The organism is Nonomuraea recticatena (assembly GCF_039533245.1).
Classification (GTDB): domain Bacteria; phylum Actinomycetota; class Actinomycetes; order Streptosporangiales; family Streptosporangiaceae; genus Nonomuraea; species Nonomuraea roseola.
The window spans coordinates 79,445-97,612 of sequence record NZ_BAAATE010000020.1 but is presented as its reverse complement, the minus strand read 5'-3'; the positions used below and the strand labels follow the sequence as shown (position 1 = coordinate 97,612).

Annotated in this window: 17 protein-coding genes; all 17 read left to right on the top strand. The window is 69.2% G+C overall.

Going from position 1 to position 18,168, the window contains the following annotated elements; genetic code table 11:
- Positions 1-274 precede the first annotated feature (274 nt).
- Positions 275-3,142 carry a sensor histidine kinase gene (locus tag ABFX50_RS31590; protein ID WP_346151456.1) on the top strand — a complete coding sequence of 956 codons (2,868 nt, stop codon included), beginning with the start codon at positions 275-277 and terminating at the stop codon, positions 3,140-3,142.
- On the top strand, positions 3,139-3,561 hold the full coding sequence (locus ABFX50_RS31585; protein WP_183648729.1) for a roadblock/LC7 domain-containing protein: 423 nt from the start codon (positions 3,139-3,141) through the stop codon (positions 3,559-3,561). Before ABFX50_RS31590 ends, ABFX50_RS31585 begins: the two co-directional genes overlap by 4 nt.
- Positions 3,562-3,566: 5 nt before the next feature.
- A complete protein-coding gene (locus ABFX50_RS31580; RefSeq protein WP_312895586.1) occupies positions 3,567-3,956 on the top strand; it encodes a DUF742 domain-containing protein in 390 nt (129 codons plus the stop codon).
- A 7-nt stretch (positions 3,957-3,963) separates the two neighbouring features.
- Entirely contained in the window at positions 3,964-4,521 is a 558-nt protein-coding gene (locus ABFX50_RS31575) for a GTP-binding protein (RefSeq protein WP_183660138.1), read from the top strand.
- A 55-nt stretch (positions 4,522-4,576) separates the two neighbouring features.
- Positions 4,577-6,133, top strand: coding sequence for a signal recognition particle protein (ffh, locus tag ABFX50_RS31570; protein ID WP_183648727.1), 1,557 nt, complete (start codon positions 4,577-4,579; stop codon positions 6,131-6,133).
- Between the two features lie 616 nt (positions 6,134-6,749).
- The gene (rpsP, locus tag ABFX50_RS31565; RefSeq protein WP_183648725.1) at positions 6,750-7,211 is read left to right on the top strand and encodes a 30S ribosomal protein S16; all 462 of its coding nucleotides are present in this window, start codon (positions 6,750-6,752) and stop codon (positions 7,209-7,211) included.
- Position 7,212: 1 nt separating this feature from the next.
- Positions 7,213-7,458: an RNA-binding protein gene (locus ABFX50_RS31560; RefSeq protein ID WP_183648723.1), complete on the top strand. Its 246-nt coding sequence runs from the start codon at positions 7,213-7,215 to the stop codon at positions 7,456-7,458.
- Positions 7,459-7,527: 69 nt separating this feature from the next.
- Entirely contained in the window at positions 7,528-8,022 is a 495-nt protein-coding gene (rimM, locus tag ABFX50_RS31555) for a ribosome maturation factor RimM (RefSeq protein ID WP_183648721.1), read from the top strand.
- Positions 8,019-8,792, top strand: coding sequence for a tRNA (guanosine(37)-N1)-methyltransferase TrmD (trmD, locus tag ABFX50_RS31550; protein WP_346151452.1), 774 nt, complete (start codon positions 8,019-8,021; stop codon positions 8,790-8,792). Before rimM ends, trmD begins: the two co-directional genes overlap by 4 nt.
- A 127-nt stretch (positions 8,793-8,919) precedes the next feature.
- Positions 8,920-9,285, top strand: a complete 366-nt coding sequence (gene rplS / locus ABFX50_RS31545) for a 50S ribosomal protein L19 (RefSeq protein ID WP_183648716.1) — start codon at positions 8,920-8,922, stop codon at positions 9,283-9,285.
- A gap of 135 nt (positions 9,286-9,420) precedes the next feature.
- A complete protein-coding gene (gene lepB / locus ABFX50_RS31540; RefSeq protein WP_346151450.1) occupies positions 9,421-10,212 on the top strand; it encodes a signal peptidase I in 792 nt (263 codons plus the stop codon).
- A gap of 10 nt (positions 10,213-10,222) precedes the next feature.
- On the top strand, positions 10,223-10,792 hold the full coding sequence (lepB, locus tag ABFX50_RS31535) for a signal peptidase I (RefSeq protein ID WP_346151448.1): 570 nt from the start codon (positions 10,223-10,225) through the stop codon (positions 10,790-10,792).
- Positions 10,793-10,822: 30 nt separating this feature from the next.
- Positions 10,823-11,485, top strand: coding sequence for a ribonuclease HII (locus tag ABFX50_RS31530; RefSeq protein WP_183648707.1), 663 nt, complete (start codon positions 10,823-10,825; stop codon positions 11,483-11,485).
- A gap of 18 nt (positions 11,486-11,503) precedes the next feature.
- A complete protein-coding gene (locus ABFX50_RS31525) occupies positions 11,504-11,827 on the top strand; it encodes a DUF2469 domain-containing protein (protein ID WP_067184127.1) in 324 nt (107 codons plus the stop codon).
- A gap of 1,006 nt (positions 11,828-12,833) precedes the next feature.
- Positions 12,834-13,187, top strand: coding sequence for a YraN family protein (locus ABFX50_RS31520; RefSeq protein ID WP_183648702.1), 354 nt, complete (start codon positions 12,834-12,836; stop codon positions 13,185-13,187).
- Positions 13,188-14,843: a YifB family Mg chelatase-like AAA ATPase gene (locus tag ABFX50_RS31515; RefSeq protein ID WP_346151445.1), complete on the top strand. Its 1,656-nt coding sequence runs from the start codon at positions 13,188-13,190 to the stop codon at positions 14,841-14,843.
- A 1,712-nt stretch (positions 14,844-16,555) separates the two neighbouring features.
- Positions 16,556-17,743, top strand: coding sequence for a DNA-processing protein DprA (gene dprA, locus ABFX50_RS31510; protein WP_346151443.1), 1,188 nt, complete (start codon positions 16,556-16,558; stop codon positions 17,741-17,743).
- The last annotated feature ends 425 nt before the right edge of the window (positions 17,744-18,168 follow it).

The following is an 18,168-nucleotide window of genomic DNA, read 5'->3' as shown; positions in this document are numbered from 1 at the left end:
TCTGGGCGATCTGCTGACGGTCCGTCGCCGCCCCTGCAATAAAAGTGGATCTGTTTGGAGCGTTCCATAAGTTGCATTGCATTGGCTGGGGATAGAAGGTTGTGCTCCAATTGCCCCGATACTTGCCTGCAACCACTCGTCTCACCGGCGAGCCGGTTCACTCCGCACATGCGCAGGCATCCCCGAGAGGTTACGACTTGTGAGCACAGCAACGACCGGTTCCGGTCGTGGCATCGCGCCGGAACCCCCGGGCCCGCCAGAGGCTCGTGAGCCGATGCCCGAACCAGGTGAGGACGCCGGCAGGAAGATCGCTCTGCGTAACTGGCGAGTACGCACCAGACTGGTCGCGCTCATCGCCGTCCCGACCCTCGTGGCCGTCCTGCTCGGCGCGCTCCGCGTGACCACGTCGATCAGCAGCGCGGAGGAGTACGGGCGAGTCGCCGACGGAGCCGAACTGGTCGTCGCGCTCGGCGCGCTCGGTCACGAACTCGCGCTCGAACGCGACTTCTCGGCTCGGTACGCCGCGGCCAACAGGAGCGGCGACGACCTTCAAAGCCTCAAGAGTCAGTACCAGGCGGTCGACACCGCCGTCACCAAGGCCAAGTCCGCCGCGAACGCCGCCGAAGAATCCATGTCGGAGCTCGGACGGCGTCAGCTGGCGCAGGTGCGGGTCCGGCTCGACCAGCTGCCCCTTCTGCGGGCCACGGTCTCGGGCGAAGGCAGTCAGCTGCCTCCGCTGCCCGTCATGGAGAAGTACTCCGAGGTCATGTCGGACCTCCACCCCCTGTACGACGAGACCGTGCAGGGTATTTCCGACGACGAGCTCACCGTCACCAACGCCGCGCTCGGCGCCATCGCCAGGTCCAAGGACGAGGTCTCCAAGCAGCGGGCACTGCTGGCGATCGCCCTGGTCAGAGGCAGGTTCGACGGCACGGAGTTCGACGCCTTCCTGTCGGCCAGGTCCAGCCGCGAGAGCGAGCGCAACGCCTTCCGCGCCGCGGCCACCCCCGCACAGAGGCAGTTCTACGACGACACGGTGACGGGCGCGGAGATCGGCCGCGCCGAGCTGTACGTCGCCAGGGCGGTCTACCTGCACAACCAGCGCACGTCGCTGCGCGCTCTCGACACCTCGACGACCCAGGACACCGCGCGCTGGTTCGAGGCGATCACCAAGACCGCCGACCGGCTCTACACCGTCGAGAAGAACCTGTCCGGCTCCATCAGCATGAGGGCCGCCGAGCTCAGGGCCGCCGAGCAGCAGGTCGCCATCATCAACGTGGGCCTCGTCCTCGTGCTGCTCTTCATCGTCCTGGTCATCACCGCGATCATGGCGCGCTCCCTGGTGCTCCCCCTCCGACGGCTGCGCGGCGACGCGCTAGAGGTCGCGGGCAGGACGCTGCCGGGAATTGTCCAGAAACTGCGCGAGGAGGGGCACACCGCGGAGAGCGTCGAGGTGCCGCCCATCGGGGTCTCGTCCAGGGACGAGATCGGAGAAGTGGCCAGGGCCTTCGACGAGGTGCACCGCGAGGCCGTACGGCTGGCAGGCGAGGAGTCCAAGCTCCGCGCCAACGTCAACGCGATGTTCGTCAACCTCTCCCGCCGCAGCCAGACGCTCGTCGAGCGGCAGATCACCCTCATCGACGGCCTGGAGCAGGGCGAGCAGGACGAGCAGCGACTCGCGAACCTGTTCAAGCTGGACCACCTCGCCACCCGCATGCGCCGCAACTCCGAGAACCTCCTGGTCCTCGCGGGACAGGACCCCCCGCGCCGCTGGAGCCAGCCGGTGCAGCTGGTCGACGTGGCCCGCGCCTCGCTGTCGGAGGTCGAGAACTACGACAGGGTGACGCTCCAGGTCCCCGGCGGCGCGGCCGTCGCGGGCCAGGCGGTCAACGACGTCATCCACCTGCTCGCCGAGCTGGTGGAGAACGCTCTCGCCTTCTCGCCTCGCGAGACCCACGTCGTGGTCTCGGGCAACAGGATCGACGGCGGCGGCGTGATGGTCTCCATCACCGACTCCGGCATCGGCATGACGCACGAGGAGATCGTCCAGGCCAACGAGCGCCTGGCCGTCGCCCCGACCGTGGACGTGTCGGTCTCACGCCGCATGGGCCTGTTCGTGGTCTCGAGGCTGGCGCACAGGCACGGCATCAGGGTCCAGCTGCGCCCGCACGGCTCGGGCGGCCTGACCGCGATGGTGCTGCTGCCCGAATCGCTCCTGGGCGGCGCGTCCGCGCCCGCGATGGCCGGATCGGGCATGGCGGGCTCGGGCATGGCGGGTTCCGGCATGGCCGGAGCCGGCGCCATGACGGGCGCCAGGGGCGGCGACGCCCGTACACCGATGGGCTGGGGGAGCGAGCCGCAGCGGCCCGTCCCCTTCACCGCTGACACGGGGCCCGCATGGGCCTCCGACCCCGGCCCCATGGGCGGTCCCGGCGGCTGGCCCTCCGAGCCGGGGCCCGCTCCCGGCTGGGGTGGCGCCGACAGCGTCGCCCCCGACCCGTGGCCCTCGGCGCCGCAGTGGCCCTCGGACCCCGGCGCGTGGGCCTCGGGCCCGCGCCAGGCGCCGAGCACCTTCGACAGCGGCGAGGCCGACGTATGGGCGCCCAGCAAGGGCGGCGGCGGAGGCTGGCAGGACACCTCACCCCCCGACCCCGCGTCGTCCTGGTCCTTCCAGGACAGGGAGCCCACCGTCCAGCGGCCTGGCAGGTACGACTTCCCCTCGGTCGAGTCGAACCCGACGGGTCCCATCCCGGCCGTGAAGCCCTCCACGGGCGACGAGTTCCTGCCGATCTTCGCCTCGGTCGAGTCGGCCTGGTTCGACAAGGGCGACGAGAGCGCCTCGTGGGGATCGTCCAAGGCGGACGCGGGATGGACGGCCGCCGAGGCCGTACGGGAGCCCGTCAAGGACGGGTCCACCGCCGCGGGACTGCCCAAGCGGGTCCCGAAGGCCAACCTCGTGCCCGGCTCCGCCGACACCTCGGCCCCCAAGGGTGTCGCCCCCATGCCGGAGATCTCACCGGAGCGGGTGCGCAACAGGTTCTCGAGCTTCCAACAGGGGCTCAGGGCCGCACGCGACGACATCGGCGAGGGCCGCTACCAGGGCGGCCCGAGAACCGTTGACAACAGGGAGGAGGACGAGTGAACGACCTGAGCCACGCGGCGCGCGGGGTCGACTGGTTGATCACCGACTTCGTGAGCAATGTCCCCGGCGTCGCTCACGCGGTAGTGGTCTCCTCGGACGGATTACCGCTGGCCGCCTCCGCAGGCTTCCCCGCCGATCGGGCCGACCAGCTGGCGGCCATAGCCTCGGGCCTGATCAGCCTCACGCAGGGGGCGGCGCGGGTCTTCGAGGGTGGCCCCGTCACCCAGACGATCGTGGAGATGCAGCGCGGCCTGATGCTGATCATGTCGATCAGCGACGGCTCGTGCTTGGCAGTGCTGGCAGCGCCCGATTGCGATATGGGGCTGGTGGCGTATCAGATGACACTGATGGTGGAGCGGGCGGGGCAGGTTCTCACTCCTGCCGTACGCGCCGAGCTCCGCGCGACCCAGACCAGGTGATGCAGGTGTCGGACCCCAGATGGAACACCGGCGGCGACTGGCAGCCGCAGCCTCATTCGGAGCCCGCCTCGCCGGTCCGTCCATACGCGGTGACGGGCGGGCGTACGGCGCCGCGGGTGAAGTTCGCGATGGAGGCCCTGGTCTCCTCCGCCACGGTCGAACCGCGCGACCTCTCGCACATGCCGGAGTACGCGGCGATCAGCCAGCTGTGCCGCAGCGTCAGGTCGGTGGCGGAGATCTCGGCCCTCCTGCGGATCCCCCTCGGCGTGGTCAGGGTGCTGATCTCGGACATGGCGACGGAGGGACTGGTACGGGTGCACCAGCCGCAGCTCGACGCCGGCAAGCCCGACATCAACTTGCTCGAAAGGGTGCTCAGTGGACTTCGCAGGCTCTAGCCGCGGACTGACCTCGACGAAGATCGTCGTGGCCGGCGGCTTCGGCGTGGGCAAGACGACGTTCGTGGGTGCGGTGTCGGAGATCCTGCCGCTCACCACCGAGGCGGTCATGACGAACGCCTCGGCGGCGGTGGACGACCTGTCGCTCACCCCGAACAAGACGACCACGACCGTGGCGATGGACTTCGGCAGGGTGTCGCTGGACCAGGACCTGATCCTGTACCTGTTCGGCACGCCTGGCCAGCACCGGTTCTGGTTCATGTGGGACGACCTGGTGCGCGGCGCCATCGGCGCCGTCGTGCTGGTCGACACCAGGCGCCTGGCCGACAGCTTCCCCGCCGTCGACTACTTCGAGGAGGCGAAGCTTCCCTTCGTGGTCGGCCTGAACGGCTGGGACGGTCACCAGCTCCACACCGAGGAGGAGGTGCGCGACGCGCTCACGCTGTCGGCGCACGTCCCGATCGTCAGGCTGGACGCGCGCTCACGCGATTCGGTGAAAAGCGCGCTGATCACCCTGGTGGAGCACGCGTTGACCGTCCGCATGGCCGTACCCGGTCTCCAGTAGCGGTTAGGCTGAGTCGCAAGACCACGCATATTCGCTTCGAGGACTGGCCAACCACGTGTTCGAGACGCTTTCCGACCGGCTGACATCGGTCTTCTCCTCCCTCCGATCCAAGGGTCGGCTGTCCGACGCCGACATCGACGCCACGTGCCGCGAGATCCGCATCGCGCTGCTCGAGGCCGACGTCGCGCTGCCTGTGGTCAAGGCGTTCGTCGCCCAGGTCAAGGAGCGGGCGCGCGGCGTCGAGGTCTCTCAGGCGCTCAACCCCGCCCAGCAGGTCGTCAAGATCGTCAACGACGAGCTGATCGGCATCCTGGGTGGGGAGACCCGCAGGCTCCGCTACGCCAAGACGCCGCCCACGGTCATCATGCTGGCCGGTCTGCAGGGCGCGGGTAAGACAACTCTGGCGGGCAAGCTGGCCAAGTGGCTGCGCGACCAGGGCCACGCGCCCATGCTGGTCGCCGCCGACCTGCAGCGCCCCAACGCGGTGACGCAGCTGCAGGTCGTGGGCGAGCGCGCCCAGGTCGCGGTGTTCGCGCCCTCGCCCGGCAACGGCGTCGGCGACCCCGTGGAGGTCGCGCGCGAGTCCATCGAGCAGGCCAGGCGCCAGCAGCACGACATCGTCATCATCGACACCGCCGGCCGCCTGGGCATCGACCAGGAGCTGATGAAGCAGGCCGCCGACATCCGCGACGCGGTCTCGCCCGACGAGGTCCTGTTCGTCGTCGACGCCATGATCGGTCAGGACGCGGTCACCACCGCGCAGGCCTTCATGGAGGGCGTCGGCTTCGACGGCGTCGTGCTCACCAAGCTCGACGGCGACGCCAGGGGCGGCGCCGCGCTGTCGGTGCGGCACATCACCGGCAGGCCGATCATGTTCGCCTCGACCGGTGAGAAGCTCGAGGACTTCGACGCCTTCCACCCCGACCGGATGGCCTCCCGCATCCTCGACATGGGTGACATCCTCACCCTGATCGAGCAGGCGCAGAAGACCTTCGACGAGGACCAGGCCGCCAAGATGGCGGGCAAGCTGACCTCGGGCGAGAACTTCACGCTCGAGGACTTCCTCGAGCAGATGCAGATGGTCCAGAAGATGGGGCCCATCAAGAACCTGCTCGGCATGATGCCCGGCATGGGGCAGATGCGCGACCAGATCAACTCCATCGACGACCGCGACCTCGACCGCATCGCGGCGATCATCCGCTCGATGACGCCGGGCGAGCGGCAGGACCCGAAGATCATCAACGGGTCGCGGCGCTCGCGCATCGCCAACGGCGCCGGCGTGTCGGTCACCGCCGTCAACAACCTGGTCACCCGCTTCTTCGAGGCGCAGAAGATGATGAAGCGGATGGCGGGCGGCATGGGCATCCCCGGGATGCCTGGCGGCAGGAAGGCCGCCAAGGCCGCGCAGAAGAAGACCAAGAAGGGGCGTCGCGTGAGCGGCGACCCGCGCAAGGCCGCGCTGGGCAAGGGCCCCGCCACTCCTGAGGAGGCGGCCCCCGCCAAGGGCGGCGCGCTGGGCAACCTGGGCGGGCTCGGCGGCAAGCTGCCCAAGGGGATGGAGCTGCCGCCCGGCTTCGACCCCTCGAAGCTGAAGCTTCCCGGCCAGCAGTGATGTCCGGCAAGCGCACGCGCCTGATCATCGCGGTTCTCGTGCTCGCGATCGCCGTCCTCACGGCGCTGCAGGCGCTCGGCGTCGGACCGCGGACCTGAGACGGGCGTGCGGCGGGCTGCCCCGCCGCACGGCCGTCCGTCTTCCCCCACCCTCGTCCACGGCCGTCTGTCCGCGCCGTCGCACGGCTGTTTCCCCACCGTCCTGCGCGGCCGTCTGTCCGCCGCCACGTGCGGTCGTCTCTCCACGGTCTTGTGGAGCCGTCAGCCCTGCCGTTCTGTACGGCCGTTTCTCCGCCGTCCTGTACGGCGGGGCGGCAGGTGACGCGTCAGGGGGCGGCCTCCTGACGGTGGGCTTCTCCCGGGGCGCGAGGGCCGAGTCGTCCTGGGTGGTCCGGTCAGGCGAGAACGCCGGGATGGCCGAGACTTTGCGGTGACCTGCCGTAGCCGGTCGAAGGCAGTACCAATGGTCTGGCACAATGACATGTTGGAACACCGTGACCAGGTGGGTGCCCTCTCACCTCCCGCCGGCCACGCCTGTCCCTCGAACCGGTGCCTTGTCGTGCCCCACTCGGCGAGGCGAGGTTCACCCACGCTCTAATGCAGGAGAGACCACACCAGTGGCAGTCAAGATCAAGCTCAAGCGGCTCGGCATGATCCGCAACCCGCAGTACCGCATCGTCGTCGCCGACAGCCGCACCAAGCGTGACGGCAGGGCGATCGAGGAGATCGGTCTGTACCACCCGAAGGAGAACCCCTCCTTCATCAAGATCGACGCTGAGCGCGCCGCTTACTGGCTGGGTGTCGGCGCGCAGCCGACCGAGCCGGTCCTCAAGCTGCTCAAGCTCACCGGCGACTGGCAGAAGTTCAAGGGCGAGGCCGCCCCTGAGCCGCTGAAGGTCGCCGAGCCCAAGCCCGACCGTCACGCCATCTACGAGGCCGCGGCCAAGGAGTCGCTGTCCGGTGGCGACACCGGCACGACCGCCACCACGCCGAAGAAGGCCAAGAAGAAGGAAGAGGCCGCGGAGCCCGCCGCTGAGGCCCCCGCTGAGGCCCCCGCTGAGACTCCGGCCGAGGCCTGACATGCTCGAGGAGGCCCTTGAGCACCTCGTCAAGGGCATCGTCGAGAATCCCGACGATGTCCGGGTCCGCGCTCGCCGCATTCGCAGCGGGCGCGTCCTCGAGGTCCGGGTCCACCCCGAGGACCTCGGCAAGGTCATCGGTCGCGGCGGTCGCACGGCCAAGGCGTTGCGCACAGTGATCAACGCCCTGTCCGACGGCAAGTACGTACGGGTCGACCTGCTCGACCTGGACGAGGCCGTCCGCTAGAAGGCAGTTTTGGGCGCCCCCATCGGCTCGGTCCGGTGGGGGCTGCTTTTCGTATCCGTGGAGGATCAGGTGCAGCTAGTCGTCGGCAGGATCGGCCGTCCGCATGGAGTGCGCGGCGAGGTGACCGTCGAGGTCCGCACCGACGAGCCGAGCCTGCGCTTCGCCGCGGGCGCGACGCTCGACAGCGCACGCGGCCCGTTGACGGTCGAGGGCCACCGCTGGAACAAGGGCGTGCTGCTGGTGCGCTTCGAGGGCGTGCTGTCCAGGGAGGCGGCCGAGGAGCTGCGCGACACGCTGCTGGTCATCGACTCCGAGGACCTGCCCCCCTCCGACGACCCCGACGAGTTCCACGACCACCAGCTGATCGGGCTGGCCGTCGTCACCGTCCAGGGGGAGCCGGTGGGCGAGGTCACCGACGTGCTCCACCACGGCCAGGACCTTCTGGTGGTCGGACGCGCCGGCGAGGACGACGCGCTCATCCCGTTCGTCAAGGCGCTGGTGCCCGAGGTCGACGTGGCAGGCGGCAAGCTGGTGGTCGATCCCCCCGAGGGCCTGCTGTCATGAGGCTCGACATCATCTCGATCTTCCCCGAGTACTTCTCGCCGCTCGACGTGTCGCTGATCGGCAAGGCGCGCGAGCGCGGCACCCTCGACGTGCGGCTCCACCAGCTGCGCGACTGGGCGCGCGACGTGCACAAGACCGTCGACGACACCCCGTACGGCGGCGGCCCCGGCATGGTCATGAAGCCCGAGATCTGGGGCGCGGCCATCGACGAGGTCACCGAGGGCGGCACGCCCCGCATGATCGTCCCGACCCCCAGCGGCCGCCCCTTCGCCCAGGGACTGGCCCAGGAGCTGGCCCAGGAGCCGTGGCTGCTGTTCTGCTGCGGCCGCTACGAGGGCATCGACTCCCGCGTCATGGACGAGTACGGCACGCGCATGCGCGTCGACGAGGTCAGCATCGGCGACTACGTCCTGGCCGGCGGCGAGGTGGCGGTCCTGGTGATGGTCGAGGCGATCGGCCGCCTGCTGCCCGGCGTGCTCGGCAACGCCCACTCGGCCGTCGACGACTCCTTCGCGCCAGGAGCGATGCAGAACCTGCTCGAAGGGCCCGTCTACACCAAGCCGCCGGTATGGAGAGGGCGCGAGGTGCCCGAGGTGTTGCTGTCGGGACACCACGGCAAGGTGGCGAGGTGGCGCAGGGACGAGGCGCTGCGCCGTACCATGAAGAACCGGCCCGATCTGGTCGAGGCGCTCGACGCCTCGGCTCTTGACAAGCGTGACAGGGAGCTGCTGCTCTCGTTTCGCGCTGAGCCGGAAGATATGGCAGACTGAATCGCTGGTGTGCCCGTCGTAGGCCACCTGATTCATCCAAACCAGCAGGCGTGTCCCCCTCGTCGCGGCGTCAAGGCGCTGCCGGGTGGACCTCCGCATGCTCGCTAAACGTTGAGGATACGCTCTCATGCACACGAAGATCCAGGAGCTCGAGAAGGCCACCCTTCGCAGCGACGTCCCGGGCTTCCGTCCCGGTGACACGCTCGAGGTGCACGTCCGAGTCGTCGAAGGCAGCCGCTCCCGCGTCCAGGTCTTCAAGGGCTTCGTGCTCCGCCGCCAGGGCAGTGGCGCCCGCGAGACCTTCACGGTCCGCAAGGTCAGCTACGGTGTCGGCGTCGAGCGCACCTTCCCCGTCCACAGCCCGGTCATCGAGAAGATCGCGCTGCTGACCCGCGGCGACGTCCGTCGCGCCAAGCTCTACTACATGCGTGACCTGCGCGGCAAGGCCGCCCGCATCCGCGAGAAGCGCGAGGCGCTGCCCGCCGGCAAGTAAGGCTTCCACCGAACGACCCCGTGACCCGCAGGTCACGGGGTCTTTTGGCTTTGCGGGGACATTTCCTTTATGTGGAGCGCCGCTGGGACACGTGTACCCTCCCTCGAGCAGGGCCTTCATCTAGGCTCGTCAGCGATGAAAAGCGAGAGCCAGGACAAGGTGGACGTGGCGGCTGCCAGGAGGAAAGGGTCGTTCTGGAAAGAACTGCCCGTGCTCGTGGTCCTGGCCCTGCTGCTGGCCCTGGTCGTGAAGACCTTCGTGCTCCAGGCGTTCTACATCCCGTCCGAATCCATGGAGAACACCCTGCTGACCAACGACAGGGTGCTGGTCAACAAGCTCGTCTATCACACGCGTGATGTCGAGCGCGGCGACGTCGTCGTCTTCTCGGGCACCGACTCGTGGGACGAGAGCGTCCCCTCCGAGGAGTCCGCCAACCCCATCGCCGCCTTCTTCCGCTGGGTGGGCACCGCCTTCGGCGTCGTGCCCGGCGAGAAGGACTACATCAAGCGCGTCATCGGAGTCGGCGGCGACACCGTCAAGTGCTGCGACGCCAAGGGACGCGTGACGGTCAACGGGACAGCACTGGACGAATCGTCTTACCTCTATCCTGGCAACGTGCCCTCCCAGACCTACTTCGCGGCCAAGGTGCCGCAGGGACGGCTCTGGGTCATGGGCGACCACCGGCAGGTGTCGCTCGACTCCCGCGAGCACACCTCCGACCCCGGAGGCGGCACGATCCCTGTCGACCAGGTCATCGGCCGCGCCTTCCTGATCGTCTGGCCCTTCTCCCGGGCCACGACCCTGTCCATCCCCGAGACGTTCGCGCAGCCCGCCGCCGCTCTGGCAGGGGCGGCTCCGGCCATGGCCGGGTTCGCCGGTGCCCTGCCGCTGGTGTGGCTGCGTCGACGCTGGCTTGCGAGGCGGTAGCCGTACCCCCATGGCAGTTGAAGAGAGCAAGAAGCGCAAAGGCGGGCTCAAGGAGACGTTCTTCCTGATCGCGCTGGGCGTGGGTGTGGCGCTGCTGCTGCAGGCCTTCGTCGTCAGGTCCTTCTCCATCCCCTCGGAGTCGATGGAGAACACGCTCCGCATCGGCGACAGGGTGAGCGTCAACAAGCTGCACGGCGCCAGCGAGCGCGGCGACATCGTGGTGTTCAAGGGCTGGAACAACGAGGACACCATCAAACGGGTCATCGCGATCGGCGGCGACAAGATCGTCTGTTGCGACGCCAAGAAGCGCATCACGGTCAACGGGATCGCGCTGGACGAGAACTACCTGTTCCCCGACGACTACCCCTCGGGGGAGAAGTTCTCCTACACCGTGCCCGACGGGAAGCTCTGGTTGATGGGCGACCATCGTTCGGCCTCGGTCGACTCCAGGAGCCACGTGCGCGAGGCCGGCGAGTGGATCTCCGAGGAGCAGGTGATCGGCAGGGCGTGGGCCATCTACTGGCCGTTCTCCCACGCCACGATCCTGTCCAGGCCGGAGATCTTCGACAAGGTGCGGTGAGTCGCGGATGAGGCGTACGCTGCCTGTGTCATGTTTCGACCACGTCCTAGCGTTGTCCGGCGCGATTCCGGGCTCTACGCCTACGAGCGGGCGCTGGCGCGCAGGGGGCTCACCCCGATCGCCGGAGTCGACGAGGCGGGCAGGGGCGCCTGCGCCGGACCCCTCGTGGTCGCGGCGGTCGTGCTGAGGCGCGAGATCCAGGGGCTGGCCGACTCCAAGCTGCTGACGGCCGCCGTCAGGTCCGAGCTCCACGAGCAGATCATGGCGTCGGCGGAGGTCGGCGTCGTCGTCATCCCGCCCACCGAGATCGACGCCCGAGGGCTGCACAAGTGCAACATCGCGGGAATGCGGCGGGCCGTGGCGCGGTTGTCGTTCGTTCCCGAGTACATCCTCACCGACGGCTTCCCGGTGCCTGGACTGCCGGCGCCGTCGCTGGCCGTGTGGAAGGGAGACCAGATCGCCGCCTGCGTCGCCGCGGCGTCCATCGTGGCGAAGGTGACGCGGGACAGGATGATGACGGAGCTGTCCTCGGTCTTTCCCGAGTACGGCTTCGACGAGCACAAGGGGTATGTGACTCCGGCCCACCGGCGCGCGTTGCGCGCGCACGGGCCGTGCCCGCACCACCGCTTCTCCTTCGTGACGGTGTCACGGACCTTCGTGGGGGAGAATGGAGTGGGGGCAGGAGTTGCCTGATCAGGCTGGAGGACCGGGATGAGCGCAGAGGATCTCGAGAAGTACGAAACCGAGATGGAGCTGCAGCTATACCGCGAATACCGTGACGTGGTCGGGCTGTTCACGTACGTCGTCGAGACGGAACGACGGTTCTACCTGACGAACTCGGTGGATCTCGACGTGCGGACGGCGGAGAACGGGGACGTGTTCTTCGACGTGAAGATGCAGGATGCGTGGGTGTGGGACATGTACAGGCCGGCACGGTTTGTGAAGAACGTGCGGGTGGTGACGTTCAAGGATGTGAACGTGGAGGAACTGGCCAAGCCTGACCTGGAGATGCCCAAGGAGGGGTTCTCCGGGTGAGCGTCGGGTCTCTGCCCGGGGTGTGACCTGGGGCGTCCTGGGTTCGGCGGCTTCGGGGCTGCGGCTCTTCGCCATGTGACGTCTCGGCAGGCCGCTCTTGCGAGGGAGCGGTCCTGTCGCGTCCCAGGCATCCACCATCCACACGGAGACCCGCCTTTTCGCGCCGCGGGGCCCACCGCCCCGCGACCCTACTCGCCTCGCGGCCCCCGTTGGGGTTTGCACTCTCGCCCTTGCGGCTCCCCTCGCCCTGCGGCTCCCATCCGGTCTGCATGGCGCGCTCTCGTGACTGCGGCTCCATGTGCCCTGTGGCACTCACTCACCCCACATGGTGCGCTCTCGTGCTTGCGGCTCCTTGTGTCCCGCACGATCTGCCTCAGCTGCGGTTCCGCGTGTGCTGGTGGCTCCACCGCGCTCTAGAGGTGCGCCCTCTGGCGGCTCCCACCCACCACCCGGCGACGCCTCTGCGCCCTGCGGTTCCTTGTCGTGCGCGGCCGTCCTGGATGTGGGTCCACTCGCGGTGTGGCCTGTCGTGCTGTACAGGTTCGTCGTGTTGCGGCTCCGCGGGGCTCACGCGTGCTGCGGCTCCGACTCACCCTGCACGGCTCACCCCCGCTGTTGGTCTACTCCTCTTGCAGTGCACGCTCTGCGGCTCCACCTGATCTGCAGTTCTACAAGCGCGGTGGCTCACCCCTCCCTTCAGCCTGTTCCGTGGGCGACTTTCCGCGTGTGGTCTCAACCCTGGGGGCTCAGCCCCTGCGCCTCTAGGGTCTGTCCTCCTCCCGTCCTGCCCTGCCGGGTTTGCCCTCCCCGTCTTGCCCTCCCCGTCTTGCCCTGCGGGTCTTGCGCTGCCGGTCCAGCCCTCCCGGCCAGCCCTGCCGGTTGACCCCGTCACGGGCGTCGGTTATCCACAGCTCCTTGACCTCCACTGCCCTCTATCCACAGAACCCCGCTCGACCCCATCCCCCCACCGCGCTCTCCGGAAAACTCGCGCCCCGGAGGTGGTCCCATGGCATCGAAAGACGAGCTGGGCAAACAGGGCGAGCAACTCGCCGTCGACTACCTGCGTGCCGAAGGCATGCAGATCCTCGACAGGAACTGGCGCTGCCGCCAAGGCGAGATCGACGTGGTCGCCGAGCACGACCAGAAGCTGATCGTCGTCGAGGTCAAGACCCGATCAGGCCGCACCCACGGCACCGCCCTGGAGGCCGTCCGCCCCGCCAAGCTGGCCCGCCTGCGCATGCTCGCCGCCAAATGGCTCGCCGCGCAGCCCCGGAGCTTCGACTCCGTCCGCGTCGACGTGATCGCCCTCGAACAGATCGGCGGCGACTTCGCCCTGCGCCACGTCAGGGGGGCGATCTAGATGGCGGTGGCTCGCACCCGCAGCGTCACCCTCATCGGCGTCACAGGACGCAGCGTCGAGGTCGAGGCCGACGTCGGCAGCGGCCTGGCGGGCATCCACCTGATCGGCCTGCCTGACACCGCGCTGAGCGAGGCGCGCGACAGGGTGCGCTCCGCGATGGTCAACAGCCACTACCCGTGGCCAGATGCCCGCATCACCGTGAGCCTCTTCCCCGCCAGCCTGCCCAAACGCGGCAGCCAGTTCGATCTCGCCATCGCCATCGCGATCATGGGTGCGGCCGGGGCCGTACCCGCCGACCGGATCGCCGAGCCGTTCTTCCTGGGCGAGCTCGGGCTCGACGGGCGGCTCAGAGCCGTACGAGGGGTGCTGCCCTCGGTGCTCGGCGCGGTGGAGAGCGGAGGCTCGACGGTGGTCGTCCCCGCCGCCAACGCCGCCGAGGCCGCGCTGGTGCCGGACGTCACCGTGGTGCCCATCGACGACCTGCGCCAGCTCGTGGAATGGCTGCGCAGAGGCGACGCGCCCCCTCGCCTGCGACTCGTGCCTGACGAACTCCCCGGCAACGAATCGCACCCAGACGGCGAAGGCCCTCCTCAAGATCCCGGACGTGCGTCCCAGGACGCCCCGCCGGGCCGGAGGCTCACCGTGGTCGGCTCCGGGGCCCAGACGGCTCCCGGGCTCACCTTCGAGACGGATCGTCCGCCCGTCGACCTGTCCGACGTGGTCGGCCAGCCGCTCGGACGGCGCGCGCTCGAGGTCTCCGCGGCGGGTGGCCACAACCTCTGGATGCTCGGGCCGCCAGGCACCGGCAAGACGCTCCTGGCCGAGCGCCTGCCGACCCTTCTCCCCGACCTCGACGTCGACCAGGCGCTCGAGGTGACGGCGATCCACTCCATCGCAGGGGTCCTGCCGTCCAACAGCCCGATGATGAGCCGGCCGCCGTTCGTGAGCCCGCACCACACGGCGAGCGTCGCCTCGATCGTCGGCGGCGGTAGCAACGTCGTGCGCCCCGGTGCAGTGTCCCTGGCCCATCACGGCGCGCTGTTCCTGGACGAGGCCCCCGAGTTCCCCCGGCACGTGCTCGATTCGCTCCGCCAGCCGCTGGAGGCAGGCAGGGTGACCGTGTCGCGCGCGGTCGGCACGATCACCTTCCCCGCGAAGTTCATGCTCGTCCTCGCCGCGAACCCCTGTCCCTGTGCCCAGCCCGCGGGCGCGGGCGAGCGCTGCCAGTGCTCACCCGCCGCCAGGCGCCGCTACCTGGGCAGGCTCTCGGGTCCTCTGCTCGACCGCATCGACATGAAGGTGACCATCGCCCGGTCGAGCAGGCGCGAACTCATGGCCGACCGCCAGTTCGTCGAAACCAGCAAGGTGGTGGCCGAACGCGTGCAGATGGCCCGCGAGCGTTCGGCCAAACGGCTGGCCGGGACGCCGTGGAGGACGAACGCCGAAATCCCCGCCGCAGTCCTGCACGCTGACTATCGCCCATTGGAGGCGGCGATGAAACCGATGACCGCCTGCCTCGACGCCGGCAGCCTCAGCGCCCGCGGCCTCGACCGCGTGGTACGCCTCGCCTGGACCATCGCCGACCTTGAAGGCAAAGACCGCCCCGACGTCTCAGAAACCTCCACCGCCCTGGCCCTTTGGCTAGGCGTCGCCTGAGCCCGCGCCCCACAGCAAGGCACCGCCCAACCTGCGGCCCTCGCAAGGCGTCGCCAGCCTCGCCCTACAGCAAGGCACCGCCCATTTCGCCCTACAGCAGGGTGCCGCCCAACCTCGGCCCTTCAGCAGGGTGCCGCCCAACCCCGGCGTTCAGCAGTGCTGCCCAACCCCCGCCGTTCAGGGCGTCGCTCCAACCCCAGACTTGAGCAGGGCGTCGTCTGACCTCAGCCCCACGGAAGGCTGAGTCTGATCCCCGAATCCCCACTCGGTTTCGTCCAGTACCTCAGCTCTCTGACAGCGTGTCGCCCGATCGCCCCAGCCCTCTGAATGGGAGTCAACCCGGCCGCCACCTCGCTCCCATCACCCTGAATCCCGCAGGCACTCCCTCCATCCCGACGGCAACCACCCAACAGCCCACAGCCGCGTGACCTCGTAAGCCTCCGGATGCCACCCGAGATGCCGGCGCCCGGCTCGCCGATGCCAGGAGCCGTCGTACTGGCCGCCCTGGACCACCCCAGCCGTACGGCACGCGGGACGAAATCCGGAGGGCCTGGCCGGACTTCGGCGAGGACACAGCCAGTCCCCACTGAAAAGGAGAGGACATCAATCGGACGTCCTCGCGAGAACGACGGGAGCGTGAAGACATGACCGCCTGTCCTGGTCCGACCCCCGACGACACCCAGGAACCAGCCCTGCAACATCACCATCCAAACCACTCGGCACGGGACACCGTCATCCCAGAACACCCCTCACCACAACCACCGGCAGCAGAGCCGGCCGCACCTGCGCCACTCGGACCGGTTGCACTCGGACGGGTTCCGCTCGGACCTGACCCGCTCGGACCTGAACGGCTCCGATGGGAGGAGCTCCGACCGGGAGGCCTCCGACCCGCACCACTCGAACCTGAACGGCTCCGAGCGGCGGTGCTCGGACCTGCGCCGCTCGAACTTAGGCGGCTCCGAGGGGACGTGTTCGGACCTGCGCCGCTCGAACTCGAGCGGCTCCGAGCGGCGGGGCCTGGGCCTGAGCGGCTCGCACCTGGGTCGTTCGGGCCTGAGCGGCTCACACCTGGGTCACTTGCATCTGAGTCGCTCGAACCTGAGGCGCGCGTGCCAGGACCGCGAACCCCGAAGCCACGAGCACCAGAACCGCCTGCAGTGGAGCTGACCCCATCAGAGCGACTCACGCCCTCGCCGAGCTGTTCACCCCGCGTGGAAGATCAGCCCACGTCTGGCTCGCGCCAACCGGTGGCCGAAGGAACGGATGGCCCCACATCACCTCTGGGGGCTGCCCTTGGCATCGGTGCCGCCAGCCAAGAGCCGACTACCCCCGCCACACCCGAGCCTCTGGCGAAGCCACCGAGCCGAGCTCCCAACCGGCAGGACCAGTCACCGAGCCGCGCCCCCGACCCGACGTGCCAGTCACCGAGGCACGCCCCCGACCCGACTGGCCAGTCACCTAGCCGAGTGGTCGATCCGCTGGGGCAGTCACTGAGGCGAGTGATCGATCCGCCAACCCACTCATCAAGCCAAGCGGTCGATCCGCTGTACCCGTCACCTGACGAGGCGCCCGAGCTGCTGACCAGGTTGGTGAGTCAGGTCCTCGACCCGGTGGCCCAGTCTCCAGGTCGAGCTCTCGAGCCGTCGGTCGGATCGCCGAGCCAGGCGCCCGACCTCAGGGACACTTCCGCCCGCACCCCCCAGGACCCTGGCATGCATCCACCTTCGCTCGGCGACGATCGGGAGCTCCTGGCGCGCGCTGCCCTCATGCGAGCCGCCGACGTCGGTGACGTCATCATGGGACGTCTCGTCCGGCTGTACGGCTCCGCGGCGACCGTCGAGATGATCTTCCGTGGCATCCTCCCCGAGGACTTCGTCGAAAAGGAGACCGCACGCAGGGGCGACCCGGAGCACGCCGCCGCACTGGACCGCCGGTTGCGTGCCTGGCAGGCACGACTCCAGGCCGCAGCCCCCGCCGCCGACCTCGAGGCCGGTCACCAGGCCGGAGCCAGGCTGGTCATCCCGGGAACCGCCGAGTGGCCCACCCAGCTGGACGCGCTCGGCCACAGCCGTCCACTCGGGCTGTGGGTGCACGGCAGCGCCGACCTCCGCTACTCCTGTCTGCGCTCGGTGGCTATGGTGGGCGCCCGCTCGGCCACCGCGTACGGCGTGCACGTCGCGGCCGAGTTCGGCATCGGACTCAGCGAAGCCAATTGGACCATCGTCTCGGGAGGCGCGTACGGCATCGACGGAGCCGCCCACCGGGGGGCTCTCGCCGGCCCTGCCCCGACCATCGCCGTACTCGCATGCGGTACCGATGTCTGCTATCCGAGCGCCCACCACGACCTCTTCGCCGCGATCAGGCGTCAGGGCGCTGTGGTCAGCGAGTGCCCGCCGGGCGTTCACCCGACGCGCGCGCGTTTCCTCATCAGGAACCGGCTCATCGCGGCGCTGTCCAGGGGCACCCTCGTGGTGGAGGCGGCGGTTCGCAGCGGCGCCCTCAACACCGCGACCCACGCCGCCAACCTCGGACGCCACCTCGCTGCGGTGCCTGGCCCGATCACCTCGGAGATGTCCCTCGGCTGCCACAAACTGCTGCGTGAGAGGAACGCGGTCTGCGTGACGTCCCCTGCGGAGATGATCGAACTCGTCGGGATGATCGGCGACGACCTGGCTCCCACGCCAAGGGGCCCAGTGGTACCCCGCGACACCCTGAACGACGAGACCCGGAGCGTGCTGGACGCCGTTCCGAGCCGCGGTGGCGCAGGACCCGCCTCGATCGCGGTGGCGGCAGGGGTGGACCTGAAGACCGCCTTGAGCTGCTTGGGCGGACTCGCCGCCGCAGGCTACATCGAACGCGTCCCCAAGGGCTGGCGCCTCCGAAGAGGCCACCCGAACTGATCGATCACCGCCCTAGCGTTCAGAGGCGACCGAGTCACCCTGCATGTGCGTGGTGAACCGTTGATTCCCTCATGTGGCTGGTTGTTCACAGGCCAGGTCGCCACCAGGCCGCAAGGGCTTCCCGAACACGGCGTGCGTCGGCGTGCGTGGCCACCAGTGACAGCGCCGACGGTCGCAAGTCGTGAACGTGGTGATTGCTCGAAAAGAGCAGATCAAGGGATGGTGGATCGCGGTGGACGGTGGGGTCGGGGTGGGCGGTTCGTGAGGGGGGTGGCTCGCGTGGGTGGGTCGCGGTGAGGAAGATCGCGGGATGGCGGGCCGCGGTGGGATGAGGGGTGGCGATTCGTGAGAGTGGCGGCTCACGTGGGGCGGCCTCGGTGGGGAAGATCGCGGGGCGGCGGGCCGCGGTGGGGCCAGGGTGGGCG